The organism is Klebsiella spallanzanii (genome assembly GCF_902158555.1).
Taxonomy (GTDB): Bacteria; Pseudomonadota; Gammaproteobacteria; order Enterobacterales; family Enterobacteriaceae; genus Klebsiella; species Klebsiella spallanzanii.
This window is the reverse complement of record NZ_CABGGS010000001.1, coordinates 101942-118555: the sequence shown is the minus strand read 5'-3', so window position 1 is coordinate 118555 and position 16614 is coordinate 101942. Positions and strand designations below refer to the sequence as shown.

Annotated in this window: 12 protein-coding genes; 11 read left to right on the top strand and 1 reads right to left on the bottom strand. The window is 55.2% G+C overall.

Annotated features, from left to right (window positions below; all coding sequences use genetic code 11):
• Positions 1-160 precede the first annotated feature (160 nt).
• From FN082_RS00555 to FN082_RS00525, 7 genes are all read left to right on the top strand, one after another.
• A complete protein-coding gene (locus FN082_RS00555) occupies positions 161-2416 on the top strand; it encodes a ComEC family protein (RefSeq protein WP_139537160.1) in 2256 nt (751 codons plus the stop codon).
• A 45-nt stretch (positions 2417-2461) separates the two neighbouring features.
• Entirely contained in the window at positions 2462-4210 is a 1749-nt protein-coding gene (gene msbA / locus FN082_RS00550; protein WP_139537161.1) for a lipid A ABC transporter ATP-binding protein/permease MsbA, read from the top strand.
• Positions 4207-5187, top strand: a complete 981-nt coding sequence (gene lpxK / locus FN082_RS00545) for a tetraacyldisaccharide 4'-kinase (protein WP_139537162.1) — start codon at positions 4207-4209, stop codon at positions 5185-5187. The genes msbA and lpxK overlap by 4 nt, the downstream gene beginning before the upstream one ends.
• Before the next feature lie 46 nt (positions 5188-5233).
• Positions 5234-6463: a winged helix-turn-helix domain-containing protein gene (locus FN082_RS00540; protein ID WP_139537163.1), complete on the top strand. Its 1230-nt coding sequence runs from the start codon at positions 5234-5236 to the stop codon at positions 6461-6463.
• Between the two features lie 52 nt (positions 6464-6515).
• A complete protein-coding gene (gene ycaR / locus FN082_RS00535) occupies positions 6516-6698 on the top strand; it encodes a protein YcaR (protein ID WP_139537164.1) in 183 nt (60 codons plus the stop codon).
• Positions 6695-7441: a 3-deoxy-manno-octulosonate cytidylyltransferase gene (gene kdsB / locus FN082_RS00530; RefSeq protein ID WP_142980954.1), complete on the top strand. Its 747-nt coding sequence runs from the start codon at positions 6695-6697 to the stop codon at positions 7439-7441. The genes ycaR and kdsB overlap by 4 nt, the downstream gene beginning before the upstream one ends.
• Before the next feature lie 141 nt (positions 7442-7582).
• Positions 7583-8476, top strand: coding sequence for a YcbJ family phosphotransferase (locus FN082_RS00525; RefSeq protein WP_139537166.1), 894 nt, complete (start codon positions 7583-7585; stop codon positions 8474-8476).
• On the opposite strand, the gene elyC is transcribed toward FN082_RS00525, so the two are convergent.
• Complete coding sequence (gene elyC, locus FN082_RS00520) at positions 8453-9232, bottom strand: envelope biogenesis factor ElyC (protein ID WP_139537167.1); 780 nt, start codon at positions 9230-9232, stop codon at positions 8453-8455. The two genes, FN082_RS00525 and elyC, sit on opposite strands and share 24 nt — an antisense overlap.
• 121 nt (positions 9233-9353) lie before the next feature.
• On the opposite strand from elyC, the gene cmoM reads away from it, so the two are divergent.
• From cmoM to mukB, 4 genes are read left to right on the top strand one after another with little or no spacing between them, the layout of a single operon-like run.
• Complete coding sequence (gene cmoM, locus FN082_RS00515; RefSeq protein ID WP_139537168.1) at positions 9354-10133, top strand: tRNA uridine 5-oxyacetic acid(34) methyltransferase CmoM; 780 nt, start codon at positions 9354-9356, stop codon at positions 10131-10133.
• A 3-nt stretch (positions 10134-10136) separates the two neighbouring features.
• Positions 10137-11459 carry a chromosome partition protein MukF gene (gene mukF, locus FN082_RS00510; protein ID WP_139537169.1) on the top strand — a complete coding sequence of 441 codons (1323 nt, stop codon included), beginning with the start codon at positions 10137-10139 and terminating at the stop codon, positions 11457-11459.
• Entirely contained in the window at positions 11440-12144 is a 705-nt protein-coding gene (gene mukE, locus FN082_RS00505) for a chromosome partition protein MukE (protein WP_004100725.1), read from the top strand. Before mukF ends, mukE begins: the two co-directional genes overlap by 20 nt.
• Positions 12144-16592, top strand: a complete 4449-nt coding sequence (gene mukB / locus FN082_RS00500) for a chromosome partition protein MukB (RefSeq protein ID WP_139537170.1) — start codon at positions 12144-12146, stop codon at positions 16590-16592. The genes mukE and mukB overlap by 1 nt, the downstream gene beginning before the upstream one ends.
• The last annotated feature ends 22 nt before the right edge of the window (positions 16593-16614 follow it).

The following is a 16614-nucleotide window of genomic DNA, read 5'->3' as shown; positions in this document are numbered from 1 at the left end:
TTTTTTATGCCCTTAAATCTACCTTTGAACGCACCTCGCAAAATACAGTTTGTTTTTCGGTAATAAAGTCAATTTTCTGGATAGCGCAATACAGTCCACTTTCATCGTCAGAGACCCCCCGCTCTATTAGCGTGATACTCCTTGCAACAGGGAGGTGTTAATGCGTTTACCACAACTTGCCGGCTGCGTGATTATCGGTATTCTGCCGCTACTCTGGTTGCCCGTCTTGCCCGGACGGTTTGTCATCTGGGGAATCATTTTCTTTGCCGTACTTATTGCGCAGTATCGCTGCAGAACTACGCAATATGTGGCGCTGATAGCCCTTTTTTTTGCCTGGGGGATCCTCAGCGGCCAGCAGGCACTATGGCCGATGGAGAAGCTAACCGGCGGGAATCAGCAGGTGGAAATAGAGCTCACAGCAACAGACGGTCAAACAACTCACCAGGGCAGGATTATCCGCCTGGATGGGCGACGCCTGTTTCCCGCGCCAGGAGTTAGTCTTTACGGTAATTATTTGCCTGAAACGCCCTGCGCTGGGCAGGTCTGGTCAATGACGCTACGCACGCGTCCGGTTCATGGCCAGCTTAATGATGGCGGGTTTGATAGCCAACGTTATGCACTATCGCAGCATCGGCCATTAACCGGGCGCTTTATTACCGCGGAAGTGCGAGAACGGAACTGTAGTTTGCGGGCGCGTTATCTGGCATCGCTAAATCAAACGCTGGCTGCATTACCGTGGCAATCGGTCATGTTGGGATTAGGCATGGGCGAACGCTTTGCAGTGCCCCGTGAGATAAAAAATCTGATGCAGGAAACCGGTACATCGCACCTGATGGCGATTTCGGGTTTACATATTGCGTTGGGTGCTTCGCTGGGCTGGTTGTTGCTAAGAGGAGTTCAATTCTTTCTCCCGTGCCGCTGGCTTAGCTGGCGAGCGCCGCTACTTATCGGCCTGGCGTGCGCGATTTTTTATTCCTGGTTAACCGGTATGCAGCCGCCTGCTTTGCGCACATGCGTTGCGTTGGCTGTTGGTTGTGCGCTGCGGTTATCCGGAAAACGCTGGTCGTCGTGGCAAATATGGCTCTGTTGCCTCGGTGCAATATTGTTTGCTGATCCGCTGGCGGTGTTGTCAGAAAGCCTCTGGCTGTCTGCATTTGCTGTTGCGGCACTGATCTTCTGGTATCAGCTAGCGCCAATGCCGCGCCGTAAAATGCACTGGCTCCTGCGACAAAGTCTGGCGTTATGCCACCTGCAGGTTGGATTGATGTTCTTACTTGCCCCTTTACAGATTGTTCTATTTCACGGCATTAGTTTAACTTCTGTGATCGCCAACTTTATTGCCGTGCCCCTGGTGACCTTCGTTGTAGTTCCACTAATTTTGGCAGCCATGTTATTGCATCTCTGTGAACCGTCTATCATTGAGATGGCGATATGGCAATTAGCTGATCGTACGCTGGCCGCGCTATTTTGGTTCTTATATCAATTACCCTCCGGTTGGTTGGGAATAGATGCTCGTTGGTCTGGAATAAGCATACTTCCGTGGCTAGCGTTAGCCGTCTGGCGTTTTCATGCCTGGCGTACCTTGCCAGCGTTCTGTTTAGGCTGCTTCACCCTGTTGAGCTGGCCCTTCTGGCGAAGTACTTCTATCGACGAATGGCGGGTCACAATGCTCGATGTGGGACAAGGGCTAGCTCTGGTAATAGAACGGCAGGGCGCGGCAATTCTTTATGATACCGGACTCGCCTGGCCTGATGGTGACAGCGGCCAGCAGATTATTGTCCCCTGGCTGCGTTGGCATCATTTATCCCTGGAAGGGATTGTTCTCAGTCATGAGCATCTTGATCACCGTGGTGGGCTAAACTCAGTGTTAAAAGCATGGCCTCAAGTATGGGTGCGTAGCCCGTTAGGCTGGGCGGGACATTCAGCGTGTCAGCGCGGGGAGATCTGGCAATGGCGAGGGTTAACCTTTCGTGCGCTCTGGCCGTTGCCTGGGGCGACAAAGCAGGGGAATAATCGCTCTTGCGTCGTGCGAATTGATGACGGTAAACATAGTATTTTGCTGACCGGGGATATCGAAACGTCTGCAGAGCAGGCGATGATTAGCCACTACTGGCAGCATCTTGCGTCTACACTTATCCAGGTTCCACACCATGGTAGCAATACCTCATCGGGCATAGCCTTGCTGCGGAGCGTTGGCGGCAAGGCAGCGCTGGCTTCAGCTTCCCGCTATAACGCATGGCGCATGCCATCAACGAAAGTGGTTCAGCGCTATCTAAAACAAGGCTATCAGTGGTTCGACACCCCGCATCAGGGGCAAATTACGGTTATTTTTTCCACTGATAGTTGGCAAATCCATGGCTTACGCGATCAAGTTTTACCTCGTTGGTATCATCAGTGGTTTGGCGGGAAGGCGTAGAACGGGTAGAATATGCGGCTATTTCAACACAAGCTGGTTTATTGAATGCAGAACGATAAAGATCTCTCCACGTGGCAGACCTTCCGCCGACTCTGGCCGATTATAGCGCCGTTTAAACCCGGGCTAATCGTTGCAGCGGTAGCGTTAGTGCTTAACGCGGCTAGTGATACCTTCATGCTATCGCTTCTTAAACCGTTATTGGATGATGGTTTTGGTAAAACGGATCGCTCAGTGCTGATATGGATGCCGCTGGTGGTGATCGGGTTGATGATTCTGCGCGGCATTACCAGCTACGTTTCGAGCTACTGTATCTCATGGGTTTCCGGCAAAGTCGTGATGACGATGCGTCGTCGTTTATTCAGCCATATGATGGGAATGCCGGTTGCCTTCTTTGACAAACAGTCCACCGGTACGCTGTTATCACGCATTACCTATGATTCCGAACAGGTCGCATCCTCTTCTTCCAGCGCGTTGATTACCGTCGTGCGCGAGGGCGCGTCGATTATTGGCCTGTTCATTATGATGTTTTATTACAGCTGGCAGCTGTCGGTGATTCTGATCGTCCTGGCGCCGATCGTGTCTATTGCTATTCGCGTGGTATCGAAGCGTTTTCGTAATATCAGCAAGAATATGCAGAACACGATGGGTCAGGTGACCACCAGCGCAGAGCAGATGCTGAAAGGGCACAAAGAAGTGCTGATGTTTGGCGGTCAGGCCGTCGAAACCAAACGTTTTGATAAGGTCAGCAACAAGATGCGCCTGCAGGGGATGAAAATGGTTTCCGCATCCTCAATTTCTGACCCGATTATTCAGCTTATTGCCTCTCTGGCCCTGGCTTTCGTGCTCTATGCTGCAAGCTTCCCGAGCGTGATGGAAACGCTGACTGCCGGTACAATCACCGTTGTCTTCTCCTCTATGATTGCTCTGATGCGCCCGCTGAAATCGCTGACTAACGTCAACGCCCAGTTCCAGCGCGGGATGGCGGCTTGCCAGACGCTTTTCGCCATCCTTGACTCTGAGCAGGAGAAAGACGAAGGCACGCGGGTTATTGAACGTGCGAAGGGCAATCTCGAATTTAAAAACGTTACTTTCAGATATCCTGGGCGTGAAGTCGCCGCGCTGCGCAATATCGATCTGAACATCCCGGAAGGGAAAACCGTGGCGCTGGTTGGGCGTTCGGGTTCAGGGAAATCAACTATCGCCAGCCTTATTACGCGTTTCTATGATGTCGATGACGGCCAGATTTTGCTGGACGGTCACGACCTGCGTGAATATACGCTGAGCTCCCTGCGCGATCAGGTCGCTCTGGTATCACAAAACGTCCATCTCTTTAACGATACTGTGGCGAATAACATTGCTTATGCGCGTACTGAAGAGTACAGCCGTGAGCAGATTGAAGAAGCGGCTCGTATGGCTTATGCCATGGACTTTATCAATAAAATGGACAATGGCCTGGATACGATTATCGGTGAAAACGGCGTGATGCTTTCCGGCGGTCAGCGCCAGCGTATCGCCATCGCTCGTGCCTTGCTGCGTAATAGCCCGATTCTGATCCTCGACGAAGCAACATCGGCGCTGGATACTGAATCTGAACGCGCTATTCAGGCCGCGCTGGATGAACTGCAGAAAAACCGCACCTCGCTGGTTATTGCCCACCGTCTGTCGACGATTGAGCAGGCCGACGAAATTGTGGTGGTGGAAGATGGCCAGATCGTTGAACGCGGTAGCCATTCTGACCTGCTGGAGCATAAGGGTGTGTACGCTCAGTTGCATAAGATGCAGTTTGGCGCATGATTGCCCGCATCTGGTCCGGTGAATCACCTTTATGGCGACTGCTGCTGCCGCTCTCCTGGCTGTATGGCCTGGTAAGCGGGTTAATACGGCTTAGCTATAAGCTTGGATGGCGAAAAACCTGGCGAGCGCCGGTGCCGGTGGTGGTGGTTGGCAATCTGACCGCTGGCGGCAATGGCAAAACGCCGGTAGTTATCTGGCTAGTGGAGCAGCTCCAGCAGCGCGGTATTCGCGTTGGCGTTGTTTCACGCGGCTACGGCGGTAAAGCGGCAAGTTATCCGCTGTTGTTGAATGCTGATACTGGTACTGCTGAAGCGGGCGATGAACCGGTACTGATTTACCAGCGTACCGGTGCGCCAGTTGCCGTCTCTCCGGTACGCAGCGAAGCGGTACAGGCTCTGCTCGCCGCCAACGATCTCCAGCTTATCGTCACTGATGATGGCCTGCAGCACTATAAGCTGGCGCGCGATAAAGAAATCGTGGTGATTGACGGTGTGCGCCGTTTTGGCAACGGATGGTGGTTGCCTGCCGGACCTATGCGCGAGCGCGCTTCGCGTTTACGCAGCGTCGATGCGGTTATCGTGAATGGCGGCATCGCCCGTCCGGGAGAGATCCCGATGCAGCTCTGTCCCGGACTGGCGGTGAACCTGTTGACCGGTGAACGGCGCGATGTGGCGGCATTTGAACATGTGGTGGCGATGGCCGGGATCGGCCACCCGCCGCGTTTTTTCGCCACTCTTGAAGGTTGCGGCGTAAGGCCAGTAAAAACCGTAGCCTTAGCCGATCATCAGGCATTGACGCAGAGCGATGTCGCCGGGCTGGCGACCTCATCGCAAACTCTACTGATGACGGAAAAAGACGCGGTGAAGTGCCGCGAGTTTGCGCAAGCAAACTGGTGGTACTTACCGGTCGACGCAATAATGACTGATGAACGGGCACAGCAGTTGCTCACGGACTTAGTTACGCTGGCGCAACGCTAATTTTGGTTCCCAATGCTTGCGTCGGTACCCTTAACGGAGAACCTGCATGCCGGTATTGTCTCTCTCGCTTAAAGAAGCTCGCCATCTTCATCTTGCCGCGCAGGGGTTGTTGAAAAAGCCCCGGCGTCGCGCCAAACCCGAGGATATTCTGCAAACCATTAAGCAGATGTCCCTGCTGCAAATCGATACCATCAATGTTGTTGCCCGCAGCCCTTATCTGGTGCTTTTTAGCCGTTTGGGTAACTATCCGCAGAGCTGGCTGGACGAAGCGCTCCGAGTCGGTGAACTGATGGAATACTGGGCGCACGAAGCCTGCTTTTTACCGCGTAGCGACTTTTCGCTAGTGCGTCATCGCATGCTAACGCCGGATAAAATGGGCTGGAAATATCACAAAGAGTGGATGACCGAGCACGCCGCGAGTATTCAGGAACTGTTGTCCCATATTGCCGAAAATGGCCCGGTTCGCTCGGCTGACTTCGAGCATCCGCGCAAAGGTGCAAGCGGCTGGTGGGAATGGAAACCGCATAAGCGTCATCTTGAAGGTTTATTCACCGCTGGCGAAGTGATGGTTATTGAGCGGCGTAATTTTCAGCGAATTTACGACCTGACGGATCGGGTGATGCCTCACTGGGATGACGAACGGGATGGGCTCCCTCAGGAACAGGCAGAAGCCATTATGTTGCGTAATAGCGCTCGCAGTCTGGGGATTTTTCGCGCCCAATGGTTGGCTGATTATTATCGGCTGCGTCAGCCAGCTTTACCGCTGCTGCTGGCGAGCTGGCAGGAAGAGGGGCTGGTCGTACCGGTAAACGTTGAGACGCTGGGCGATATGTGGCTCCATCGCGATGCGCTGGATTTGCTGGAATCCGCTCCTGGCGGCAGGATCTCAGCCAGCCACAGCGCCGTGCTTTCCCCTTTCGACCCGGTTGTATGGGACCGGAAACGGGCTGAGCAGCTGTTTAGCTTTAGCTATCGTCTGGAGTGCTACACGCCCGCACCCAAGCGCCAGTACGGCTATTTTGTGTTACCACTACTGCATCAGGGGAAGCTGGTTGGCAGAATGGATAGCAAAGTACACCGTAAAACCGGTGTTCTGGAAATTTTTGCGTTATGGCTGGAAGAGGGCGTGAAGGTATCCGCAGGGCTGGAGAAGGGGCTAAAACGGGCGATTGATGACTTTGCCCTCTGGCAGGACGCGACGCAGGTGACCTGTGGGCTGCTACCACCGGATCTTTTTGCCGGGCTGCGACAGGGCTGGGAAATTGACGCCGCCTGAGTCCGCGTGTGGTATGCTGCTGAAGAATCTATTCGGTCCATCTGGAGGAATCATGGATCACCGTTTACTTGAAATTATCGCCTGTCCGGTTTGTAACGGTAAACTGTATTACAGCCAGGATAAGCAAGAACTGATCTGCAAACTTGATAGCCTGGCTTTCCCGCTGCGTGAAGGCATTCCTGTTCTGCTGGAAACTGAGGCCCGCCCGCTTGCCCTTGAAGAGAGCCAGTCATGAGTTTCGTGGTTATCATTCCCGCACGTTTTGCTTCTACTCGCTTACCCGGAAAACCGCTCCAGGATATCAACGGTAAACCGATGATAGTCCACGTCCTGGAACGCGCTCGTGAATCCGGGGCCGATCGTATCATCGTGGCTACGGATCATGAAGACGTGGCCCGCGCGGTGGAGGCTGCTGGTGGTGAAGTGTGCATGACGCGTGAAGATCATCAGTCCGGCACCGAACGTCTTGCCGAGGTGGTCGAGAAATGCGCCTTCAGCGATGAGACTATCATCGTTAATATTCAGGGCGATGAGCCGATGATCCCGCCCGCTATCGTGCGGCAGGTGGCTGAGAATCTGGCCGCCAGTTCCTGCGGGATGGCGACGCTCGCGGTACCCATCCATGATGCAGAGGAAGCGTTTAATCCGAATGCGGTGAAGGTGGTGATGGACGCTGCGGGCTACGCGCTCTATTTCTCCCGCGCCACTATTCCCTGGGATCGCGATCGTTTCGCCAAATCCCGGGAGGCGATTGGTGATTCGCTGCTGCGTCATATCGGGATTTATGGTTATCGCGCTGGTTTTATCCGCCGCTACGTCAGCTGGACGCCGAGCCCGCTGGAGCAAATTGAAATGCTCGAGCAGCTGCGCGTGCTGTGGTACGGCGAAAAAATCCATGTAGCAGTCGCTGAAGTCGTTCCTGGCACAGGTGTTGATACGCCGGAAGATCTGCAACGCGTCCGCGCGGAACTGCGCTAATCCCCCTATCCCCTCTATCAGGAGGGGATATCCTCAGGTCGTTTTTCCATACTTTTTTGCGGCTATTTTGATCTCACCCGATGACAACCCCGGCGCAGGCGCTCATTATGAAACCGGTAGTATTCATAGGGGTAATCAGAAATGGAACAGTTGCGTACCGAACTGAGCCACCTGCTGGGTGAAAAACTAAGCCGCGTGGAGTGCGTCAGCGAGAAGCCCTCGTCGGCGCTGTGGTCGCTATATGATGCACAAGGAAACCCAATGCCGCTGCTGGCGCGAAGTTTTACAACGCCGGGCGTGGCGCGCCAGCTGGCGTGGAAAATATCGACCCTTGCGCGAAGCGGTACCGTCCGTATGCCGGTTGTCTACGGCGTGATGACGCATGAAGAACACCCTGGCCCCGATGTTCTGCTAATTGAACGGCTGCGAGGCGTCTCAGTTGAAGCGCCAGCCCGTACGCCTGAGCGCTGGGAGCAATTGCAGGAGCAGATAGTGGAAGCGCTGCTGGCATGGCACCGTCAGGATAGCGGCGGCTGCGTCGGGATGGTTGATAGTACTCAGGAAAACCTCTGGCCGCACTGGTATCGTCAGCGCGTAGAGGTTCTATGGAGTACGCTGAATCTTTATCAGGATACCGGCCTGACGATGCAGGACAAACGTATTCTGTTCCGCGCGCGTGAATGCCTTCCAGATTTATTTAAAGAGTTCAATGACAACTGCGTGCTGGTGCACGGTAGCTTCACGCTGCGCAGTATGCTGAAGGATCCGCGTAGCGATCAGCTGCTGGCGATGGTTGGTCCGGGTATGATGCTTTGGGCTCCACGTGAATACGAGCTGTTCCGTTTGGTCGATGGCGGCCAGGAGGAGCAGCTACTGTGGCACTACCTGCGCCGGGCGCCGGTAGCGGAAGCGTTTCTCTGGCGGCGCTGGCTGTATCTGCTATGGGATGAAGTGGATAATCTGGTGAATACCGGGCGCTTTGACCGCGCCCGGTTTGATCTGGCGGCTAAATCAATCCTGCCCTGGCTCGCCTGAAGATCCTTTCAGCCATTGCCAGATGCGGCCTAACGTTTCATAGCCAACCCGATCGCTATGCATCAGCCAGACGGGCGAAGGGATAGCCCGCTCCCATGGGTTAAGCGGTGACTCAATCGCCAGCTGGTTAGCCGGTGCCGGTAAAGGGTTCAGCCCGGCGTGGCGAAAGAAAATCATCGCTCGCGGCAGGTGTGATGCGGAGGTGACCAGTAGGAAAGGTGCCTTGCCAATCGCCTCTTTTACCGCGGCGGCTTCCTCTTCGGTATCTTTGGGTTTATCGAGGACGATAATTTCGCTGCGCGGTATTCCCAGGCTCTCCGCAACTCTGGCCCCGGCTTCAGCGGTACTGACCGGGTTGGTTTTTGCCGCAGCGCCGGTAAAAATGAGTTTTGAACCGGGATTCTCATACCACAGGCGGATACCTTCCGTCAGCCGCGGCAGGCTGTTGTTGATAAGATTTGAACTGGGTGCCCAGTCCGGGTTCCAGGTGTAGCCTCCGCCGAGTACCACCACGTACTGCACACGCTCTTCACCTCGCCACGTTGGGTATTTATCTTCAATGGGTTTTAGCAAACGATCGGCTACCGGTTGCAGGCTCAACAGCAGCAACAGCAACCAGCCGAGGCTGACGCAGAGCTTGCCGGTGCGCTGGAAACGACTAAACCACAGTAGCGCGATTCCGGCCGCAATGAGCAACAGTAACAAGGGAAGCGGCAGCATCATACCGCCTAAAACCTTTTTCAGCGTAAAAAGCATGCCAGATGGTTCCTTTTTTAACCATATAACCAAAGATATACCCGGATCTTACAACAGATCGCTTCATTCTCTGCGCGGGTATGACAAAATAGCGGCTTTGTGTTGGCTTGTGGAGTCACCCGTGCAGGATCGTAATTTCGATGATATTGCTGAAAAGTTTTCGCGCAATATATATGGCACCACCAAAGGCCAGCTGCGGCAGGCGATCCTCTGGCAGGATCTGCAACCGCTGCTGAACCGGATGGGGCCCGGGCCATTGCGAGTGCTTGACGCGGGCGGCGGCGAAGGGCAGACGGCAATCAAAGTGGCGGAAATGGGCCATCACGTCACGTTATGCGATCTCTCTGGTGAAATGGTGGCTCGCGCCCGACAGGCGGCTGCTGATAAAGGTGTGATCGACAACATGCATTTTGTACAATGCGCGGCTCAGGATATTGAGCAGCATTTGGAAAGTCCGGTCGATCTGATACTGTTTCATGCGGTGCTGGAATGGGTTGCTGAGCCGCAGGCGATGTTGCGTACGCTGTGGTCGATGCTGCGACCCGGCGGCGCGTTGTCGCTGATGTTCTACAATGCTAACGGTCTGTTGATGCACAATATGGTCGCCGGAAACCTCGACTATGTGCAAATCGGCATGCCGAAAAAGAAAAAACGCACGCTGTCGCCGGACTATCCGCGCGATCCGCAGCAGGTCTACGGCTGGCTGGAAGAAATTGGCTGGCAGATTACCGGGAAGACCGGCGTGCGGGTGTTTCATGATTATCTGCGTGAAAAACACCAACAGCACGACAAGTTTGCGGCGCTGCTGGAGCTGGAAACGCGCTACTGTCGCCAGGAGCCGTATATTAGCTTAGGCCGTTATATTCATGTCACCGCGCTTAAGCCGCAGATGCAAGGATAAACTATGAGTGAATTTTCCCAGACAGTCCCCGAACTGGTTGCCTGGGCCAGGAAAAATGATTTTTCTATTTCGCTGCCGGTCGACAGACTCTCTTTTCTGCTGGCGATTGCCACGCTGAACGGCGAGCGGATGGAAGGGGAAATGACCGAGGGAGAACTGGTGGATGCGTTCCGCCACGTCAGTGATGCGTTTGAGCAGACCAGCGAAACCATCAGCCAGCGCGCCAATAATGCGATTAACGATATGGTGCGCCAGCGTCTGCTGAACCGCTTTACCAGCGAAATTACCGAAGGTAATGCTATTTATCGCCTGACGCCGTTAGGTATCGGCATTACCGATTACTATATTCGCCAGCGCGAGTTCTCAACCCTGCGCCTGTCGATGCAGCTATCGATCGTTGCCGGTGAGCTCAAGCGTGCCGCTGATTCGGCGGAAGAGGGCGGTGATGAGTTCCACTGGCACCGTAACGTTTTCGCCCCGCTGAAGTACTCGGTAGCGGAAATATTCGACAGTATTGACCTGACTCAGCGAATCATGGACGAGCAGCAGCAGCTGGTGAAAGATGATATTGCCCAGCTGTTGAACAAAGACTGGCGAGCGGCGATCTCCAGCTGTGAACTACTGCTGTCGGAAACCTCCGGCACGCTGCGTGAATTACAAGATACGCTGGATGCAGCGGGCGACAAGCTGCAGGCAAACCTGTTGCGGATTCAGGATTCGACCATCGCGCGCGACGATCTGAATTTTATCGATCGCCTGGTGTTCGATTTGCAAAGCAAGTTGGACCGCATTGTCAGCTGGGGCCAGCAGGCGATTGACCTGTGGATTGGCTACGATCGCCACGTGCATAAATTTATCCGCACCGCCATCGATATGGATAAAAACCGTGTCTTCGCGCAGCGTCTGCGTCAGTCGGTGCAAACCTACTTCGACGCTCCGTGGGCGCTCACTCATGCGAATGCCGATCGTCTGCTTGATATGCGCGATGAAGAGATGGCGCTGCATGATGAAGAGGTGACCGGGGAACTTCCGGCGGATCTGGAGTACGAAGAGTTTAACGAAATTCGCGAGCAGTTGGCGGCGCTGATTGAAGGGCAGCTGGCAGTCTATAAAGAGAAGGGATTACCGCTGGATCTTGGCCTGGTGGTTCGCGAATATCTGTCGCAATATCCGCGCGCACGCCACTTTGATGTCGCGCGAATCGTTGTCGACCAGGCGGTACGTTTGGGCGTAGCGCAAGCAGATTTCACCGGACTGCCAGCCAAATGGCAGCCGATTAATGATTACGGAGCCAAGGTACAGGCGCATGTCATCGACAAATATTGAACAAGTGATGCCGGTTAAACTGGCGCAAGCGTTGGCTAATCCGTTATTTCCGGCGCTGGATAGCGCCCTGCGCGCGGGCCGTCATATCGGTCTCGACGAGCTGGATAATCACGCCTTTTTAATGGATTTTCAGGATTACCTGGAAGAATTTTACGCTCGTTACAACGTCGAGCTGATTCGCGCGCCGGAGGGGTTTTTCTACCTGCGTCCGCGGTCGACTACGCTAATCCCACGCTCGGTGCTTTCCGAGCTGGATATGATGGTCGGCAAAATTCTTTGCTATCTCTACCTCAGCCCGGAGCGCCTGGCAAATGAAGGCATCTTCACCCAGCAGGAACTGTACGACGAGCTGCTGACTCTTGCGGATGAGGCCAAACTGCTGAAGCTGGTCAATAACCGTTCTACCGGTTCTGACCTGGACCGCCAGAAACTACAGGAAAAAATGCGCGCCTCGCTTAACCGCCTGCGCCGTCTCGGTATGGTGTGGTTCATGGGGCATGACAGCAGCAAATTTCGCATCACCGAGTCGGTCTTCCGCTTTGGCGCTGACGTTCGCGCCGGTGACGATCCGCGAGAAGCGCAGCTGCGCATGATCCGCGACGGCGAGGCCATGGCGTTAGAAAATCGCCTGCAGCTCAATGATGAGAATGAAGAGAATCAGCCGGATAGCGGGGAGGAAGAGTAATGATTGAACGCGGTAAATTTCGCTCGCTGACGCTGGTTAACTGGAACGGCTTTTTTGCCCGCACCTTTGATCTTGATGAACTGGTGACCACGCTTTCGGGTGGTAATGGTGCCGGTAAATCAACCACCATGGCGGCTTTCGTCACGGCGCTGATCCCCGACCTGACGCTGCTGCACTTTCGTAATACCACGGAAGCCGGCGCCACCAGCGGTTCGCGCGACAAAGGTTTGCACGGTAAGCTGCGCGCCGGGGTCTGTTATTCAGTGCTGGATGTTATCAACTCTCGCCACCAGCGCGTCGTGGTTGGGGTTCGTCTACAGCAGGTCGCTGGTCGCGATCGTAAAGTCGATATCAAGCCTTTTGCTATCCAGGGGCTGCCGACCTCCATTCAGCCGACTCAGTTGCTAACTGAAACCCTTAACGAACGCCAGGCGCGCGTCGTTACGCTCAACGAGCTGAAAGATAAGCTCGAAGCGATGGAAGGGGTGCAGTTCAAGCAGTTTAACTCTATTACCGAGTATCACTCGCTGATGTTCGATCTGGGCGTGGTGGCCCGCCGCCTGCGTTCAGCTTCCGACCGTAGTAAATATTATCGTTTGATTGAAGCTTCCCTTTACGGCGGTATTTCGAGCACCATCACCCGTTCGCTGCGCGACTACCTGCTGCCGGAAAACAGCGGCGTGCGTAAAGCGTTTCAGGATATGGAAGCGGCGCTGCGTGAAAACCGCATGACGCTGGAAGCGATTCGCGTCACGCAGTCCGACCGCGATCTGTTCAAACATCTGATCAGCGAAGCCACTAACTACGTTGCGGCCGACTATATGCGCCACGCTAACGAGCGGCGCATTCATCTCGACAAAGCGCTGGAATATCGCCGCGATCTGTTCACCTCGCGAGCACAGCTTGCCGCCGAGCAGTATAAGCACGTGGATATGGCGCGCGAACTCCAGGAGCATAACGGCGCCGAAGGCGACCTGGAAGCCGATTATCAGGCCGCCAGCGATCACCTGAACCTGGTGCAGACCGCTCTGCGCCAGCAGGAAAAAATTGAGCGCTATGAAGCCGATCTCGATGAACTGCAGATCCGTCTCGAAGAGCAAAATGAAGTCGTGGCGGAAGCGGTTGACCAACAGGAAGAGAACGAAGCCCGCGCCGAAGCCGCCGAGCTGGAAGTGGATGAGCTGAAAAACCAGCTTGCCGACTACCAGCAGGCGCTGGACGTGCAGCAGACCCGCGCGATTCAGTACAACCAGGCGCTACAGGCGCTGGAGAGGGCAAAAGCTCTCTGTCATCTGCCGGACTTAACTCCGGAAAGCGCCGACGAGTGGCTGGAAACGTTCCAGGCGAAAGAGCAGGAAGCGACGGAAAAAATGCTGTCGCTGGAACAAAAAATGAGCGTGGCGCAAACCGCGCACAGCCAGTTTGAACAGGCATACCAGCTGGTGGCGGAGATCAACGGCCCGCTGGCGCGTAATGAAGCCTGGAACGTGGCCCGCGAGCTGCTGCGTGAAGGCGTTAATCAACGCCATCAGGCTGAACAGGCGCACGGTCTGCGCAGCCGACTGACGGAACTTGAACAGCGTCTGCGTGAACAGCAGGATGCCGAGCGCCAGCTCAATGAGTTCTGTAAGCGTCAGGGCAAACGTTACGATATTGACGAGCTGGAAGCCCTGCATCAGGAGCTGGAAGCCCGCATTGCGTCCCTTTCTGATAGCGTATCCTCCGCGAGCGAGCGGCGAATGACCCTGCGTCAGGAGCTGGAACAGCTGCAATCGCGCACTCAGACCCTGATGCGCCGCGCGCCAATTTGGCTGGCAGCGCAGAACAGCCTCAATCAGCTTTGTGAGCAGAGCGGCGAGCAGTTCGAATCAAGCCAGGACGTTACCGAATATCTCCAGCAACTGCTGGAACGTGAACGCGAAGCCATCGTAGAGCGCGACGAAGTCGGCGCCCGCAAGCGCGCTATCGACGATGAAATTGAGCGTCTTAGTCAGCCTGGCGGCTCGGAAGATCAGCGCCTGAATACGCTGGCGGAACGTTTTGGCGGCGTACTGCTGTCTGAAATCTATGATGACGTGAGCCTCGATGATGCGCCGTATTACTCGGCGCTATACGGTCCGTCGCGCCACGCGATTGTCGTCCCGGATCTGTCGCTCATTGCTGAACAGCTGGAAGGACTAGAAGATTGCCCCGAAGATCTCTACCTGATCGAAGGGGATCCACAGTCGTTTGATGACAGCGTATTTAGCGTCGATGAGCTGGAAAAAGCGGTTGTCGTTAAGATTGCCGATCGTCAGTGGCGTTATTCACGCTTCCCGACGCTGCCGCTGTTTGGCCGAGCTGCTCGCGAAAGCCGCGTTGAAACGCTGCACGCCGAGCGCGAAAGCTTATCTGAGCGTTTTGCGACGCTGTCGTTTGATGTGCAGAAAACTCAGCGTTTGCATCAGGCGTTCAGCCGCTTTATCGGCAACCATCTGGCGGTGGCCTTCGAGGATGATCCGGAAGAAGAAATCCGCAAACTCAATACCCGACGTGGCGAGCTTGAACGCGCGCTGAGCGCGCATGAGAGCGATAACCAGCAGAATCGGGTGCAGTACGAGCAGGCGAAAGAGGGCGTATCCGCGCTGAACCGCCTGCTGCCGCGTCTGAATTTGCTGGCCGATGATTCGCTGGCCGATCGCGTTGATGAAATCCAGGAACGCCTTGACGAAGCGCAGGAAGCCGCGCGTTTTGTACAGCAACATGGTAATCAGCTGGCGAAACTTGAGCCGATCGTCTCTGTTCTTCAGAGCGACCCGGAGCAGTTTGAACAGTTGAAAGAAGATTACGCGTATTCGCAGCAGACTCAGCGCGATGCGCGGCAGCAGGCGTTTGCGCTGACTGAAGTGGTGCAGCGTCGCGCCCACTTTAGCTACTCTGATTCCGCAGAGATGCTGAGCGGGAATAGCGATCTGAACGAGAAGCTGCGCCACCGTCTGGAGCAGGCGGAAGCGGAACGCGCCCGCACTCGTGAAGCGTTACGTACCCACGCCGCGCAGCTTAACCAGTACAACCAGGTACTGGCGTCGTTGAAAAGCTCGTATGACACCAAAAAAGAGCTGCTCAATGACCTGCACAAAGAGCTTCAGGATATCGGCGTACGCGCCGATGCGGGGGCAGAAGAACGTGCCCGCCTGCGTCGTGACGAGCTTCATGCTCAACTGAGCAACAACCGCGCGCGGCGCAATCAGCTTGAGAAAGCATTGACCTTCTGCGAAGCGGAAATGGACAACCTGACCCGCAGGCTGCGTAAGCTGGAGCGCGATTACTGCGAAATGCGCGAACAGGTAGTGAGTGCCAAAGCGGGCTGGTGCGCGGTCATGCGTCTGGTGAAAGACAACGGCGTAGAGCGTCGTCTGCATCGCCGCGAGCTGGCTTACCTGTCTGCAGATGAACTGCGTTCGATGTCGGATAAAGCGCTCGGCGCGCTGCGTCTGGCAGTGGCTGATAACGAGCACCTGCGCGATGTGCTGCGTATCTCTGAAGATCCGAAGCGTCCGGAACGCAAAATCCAGTTCTTTGTCGCCGTTTACCAGCATCTGCGTGAACGTATTCGCCAGGATATCATCCGTACCGACGATCCGGTGGAAGCGATTGAGCAGATGGAGATTGAACTCAGCCGTCTGACGGAAGAACTGACGAACCGTGAGCAGAAGCTGGCCATCAGCTCCCGTAGCGTGGCCAACATCATCCGTAAGACCATTCAGCGCGAGCAGAACCGTATTCGTATGCTCAACCAGGGGCTACAGAGCGTCTCCTTCGGTCAGGTCAACAGCGTGCGTCTGAACGTCAATGTGCGGGAGACCCACTCGACGCTTCTGGACGTGTTGTCTGAGCAACACGAACAGCATCAGGATCTGTTCAACAGTAATCGTCTGACCTTCTCGGAAGCGCTGGCGAAGCTGTATCAGCGCCTGAATCCGCAAATTGATATGGGGCAGCGTACACCGCAAACTATCGGTGAAGAGCTGCTGGACTACCGCAACTATCTGGAGATGGAAGTGGAAGTTAACCGCGGGTCCGACGGCTGGCTGCGAGCAGAATCCGGGGCGTTGTCGACCGGTGAGGCTATCGGTACCGGGATGTCGATTCTGGTGATGGTGGTGCAGAGTTGGGAAGATGAATCCCTGCGCCTGCGCGGGAAGGATATTTCGCCGTGTCGTCTGCTGTTCCTTGATGAAGCTGCGCGTCTGGATGCCCGTTCTATCGCCACGCTGTTCGAGCTGTGCGATCGTCTGGAGATGCAGCTGATTATTGCCGCGCCGGAAAATATCAGCCCGGAAAAAGGCACTACCTATAAACTGGTGCGTAAAGTCGTGAATAATCATGAGCATGTTCACGTGGTGGGGCTTCGTGGTTTTGCGCCACAGCTGCCTGAAACACTACCGGGAACGGCCAGCGCGTCGTAATATTATTCAATGATCAGGCCAA

Excerpts from the sequence above, each read along its gene's own strand:
- FN082_RS00555 (WP_139537160.1), top strand. The coding sequence starts at position 161 with ATGCGTTTACCACAACTTGCCGGCTGCGTGATTATCGGTATTCTGCCG.
- msbA (WP_139537161.1), top strand. The coding sequence starts at position 2,462 with ATGCAGAACGATAAAGATCTCTCCACGTGGCAGACCTTCCGCCGACTC.
- lpxK (WP_139537162.1), top strand. The coding sequence starts at position 4,207 with ATGATTGCCCGCATCTGGTCCGGTGAATCACCTTTATGGCGACTGCTG.
- FN082_RS00540 (WP_139537163.1), top strand. The coding sequence starts at position 5,234 with ATGCCGGTATTGTCTCTCTCGCTTAAAGAAGCTCGCCATCTTCATCTT.
- ycaR (WP_139537164.1), top strand. The coding sequence starts at position 6,516 with ATGGATCACCGTTTACTTGAAATTATCGCCTGTCCGGTTTGTAACGGT.
- kdsB (WP_142980954.1), top strand. The coding sequence starts at position 6,695 with ATGAGTTTCGTGGTTATCATTCCCGCACGTTTTGCTTCTACTCGCTTA.
- FN082_RS00525 (WP_139537166.1), top strand. The coding sequence starts at position 7,583 with ATGGAACAGTTGCGTACCGAACTGAGCCACCTGCTGGGTGAAAAACTA.
- elyC (WP_139537167.1), bottom strand. The coding sequence starts at position 9,232 with ATGCTTTTTACGCTGAAAAAGGTTTTAGGCGGTATGATGCTGCCGCTT.
- mukF (WP_139537169.1), top strand. The coding sequence starts at position 10,137 with ATGAGTGAATTTTCCCAGACAGTCCCCGAACTGGTTGCCTGGGCCAGG.
- mukE (WP_004100725.1), top strand. The coding sequence starts at position 11,440 with ATGTCATCGACAAATATTGAACAAGTGATGCCGGTTAAACTGGCGCAA.
- mukB (WP_139537170.1), top strand. The coding sequence starts at position 12,144 with ATGATTGAACGCGGTAAATTTCGCTCGCTGACGCTGGTTAACTGGAAC.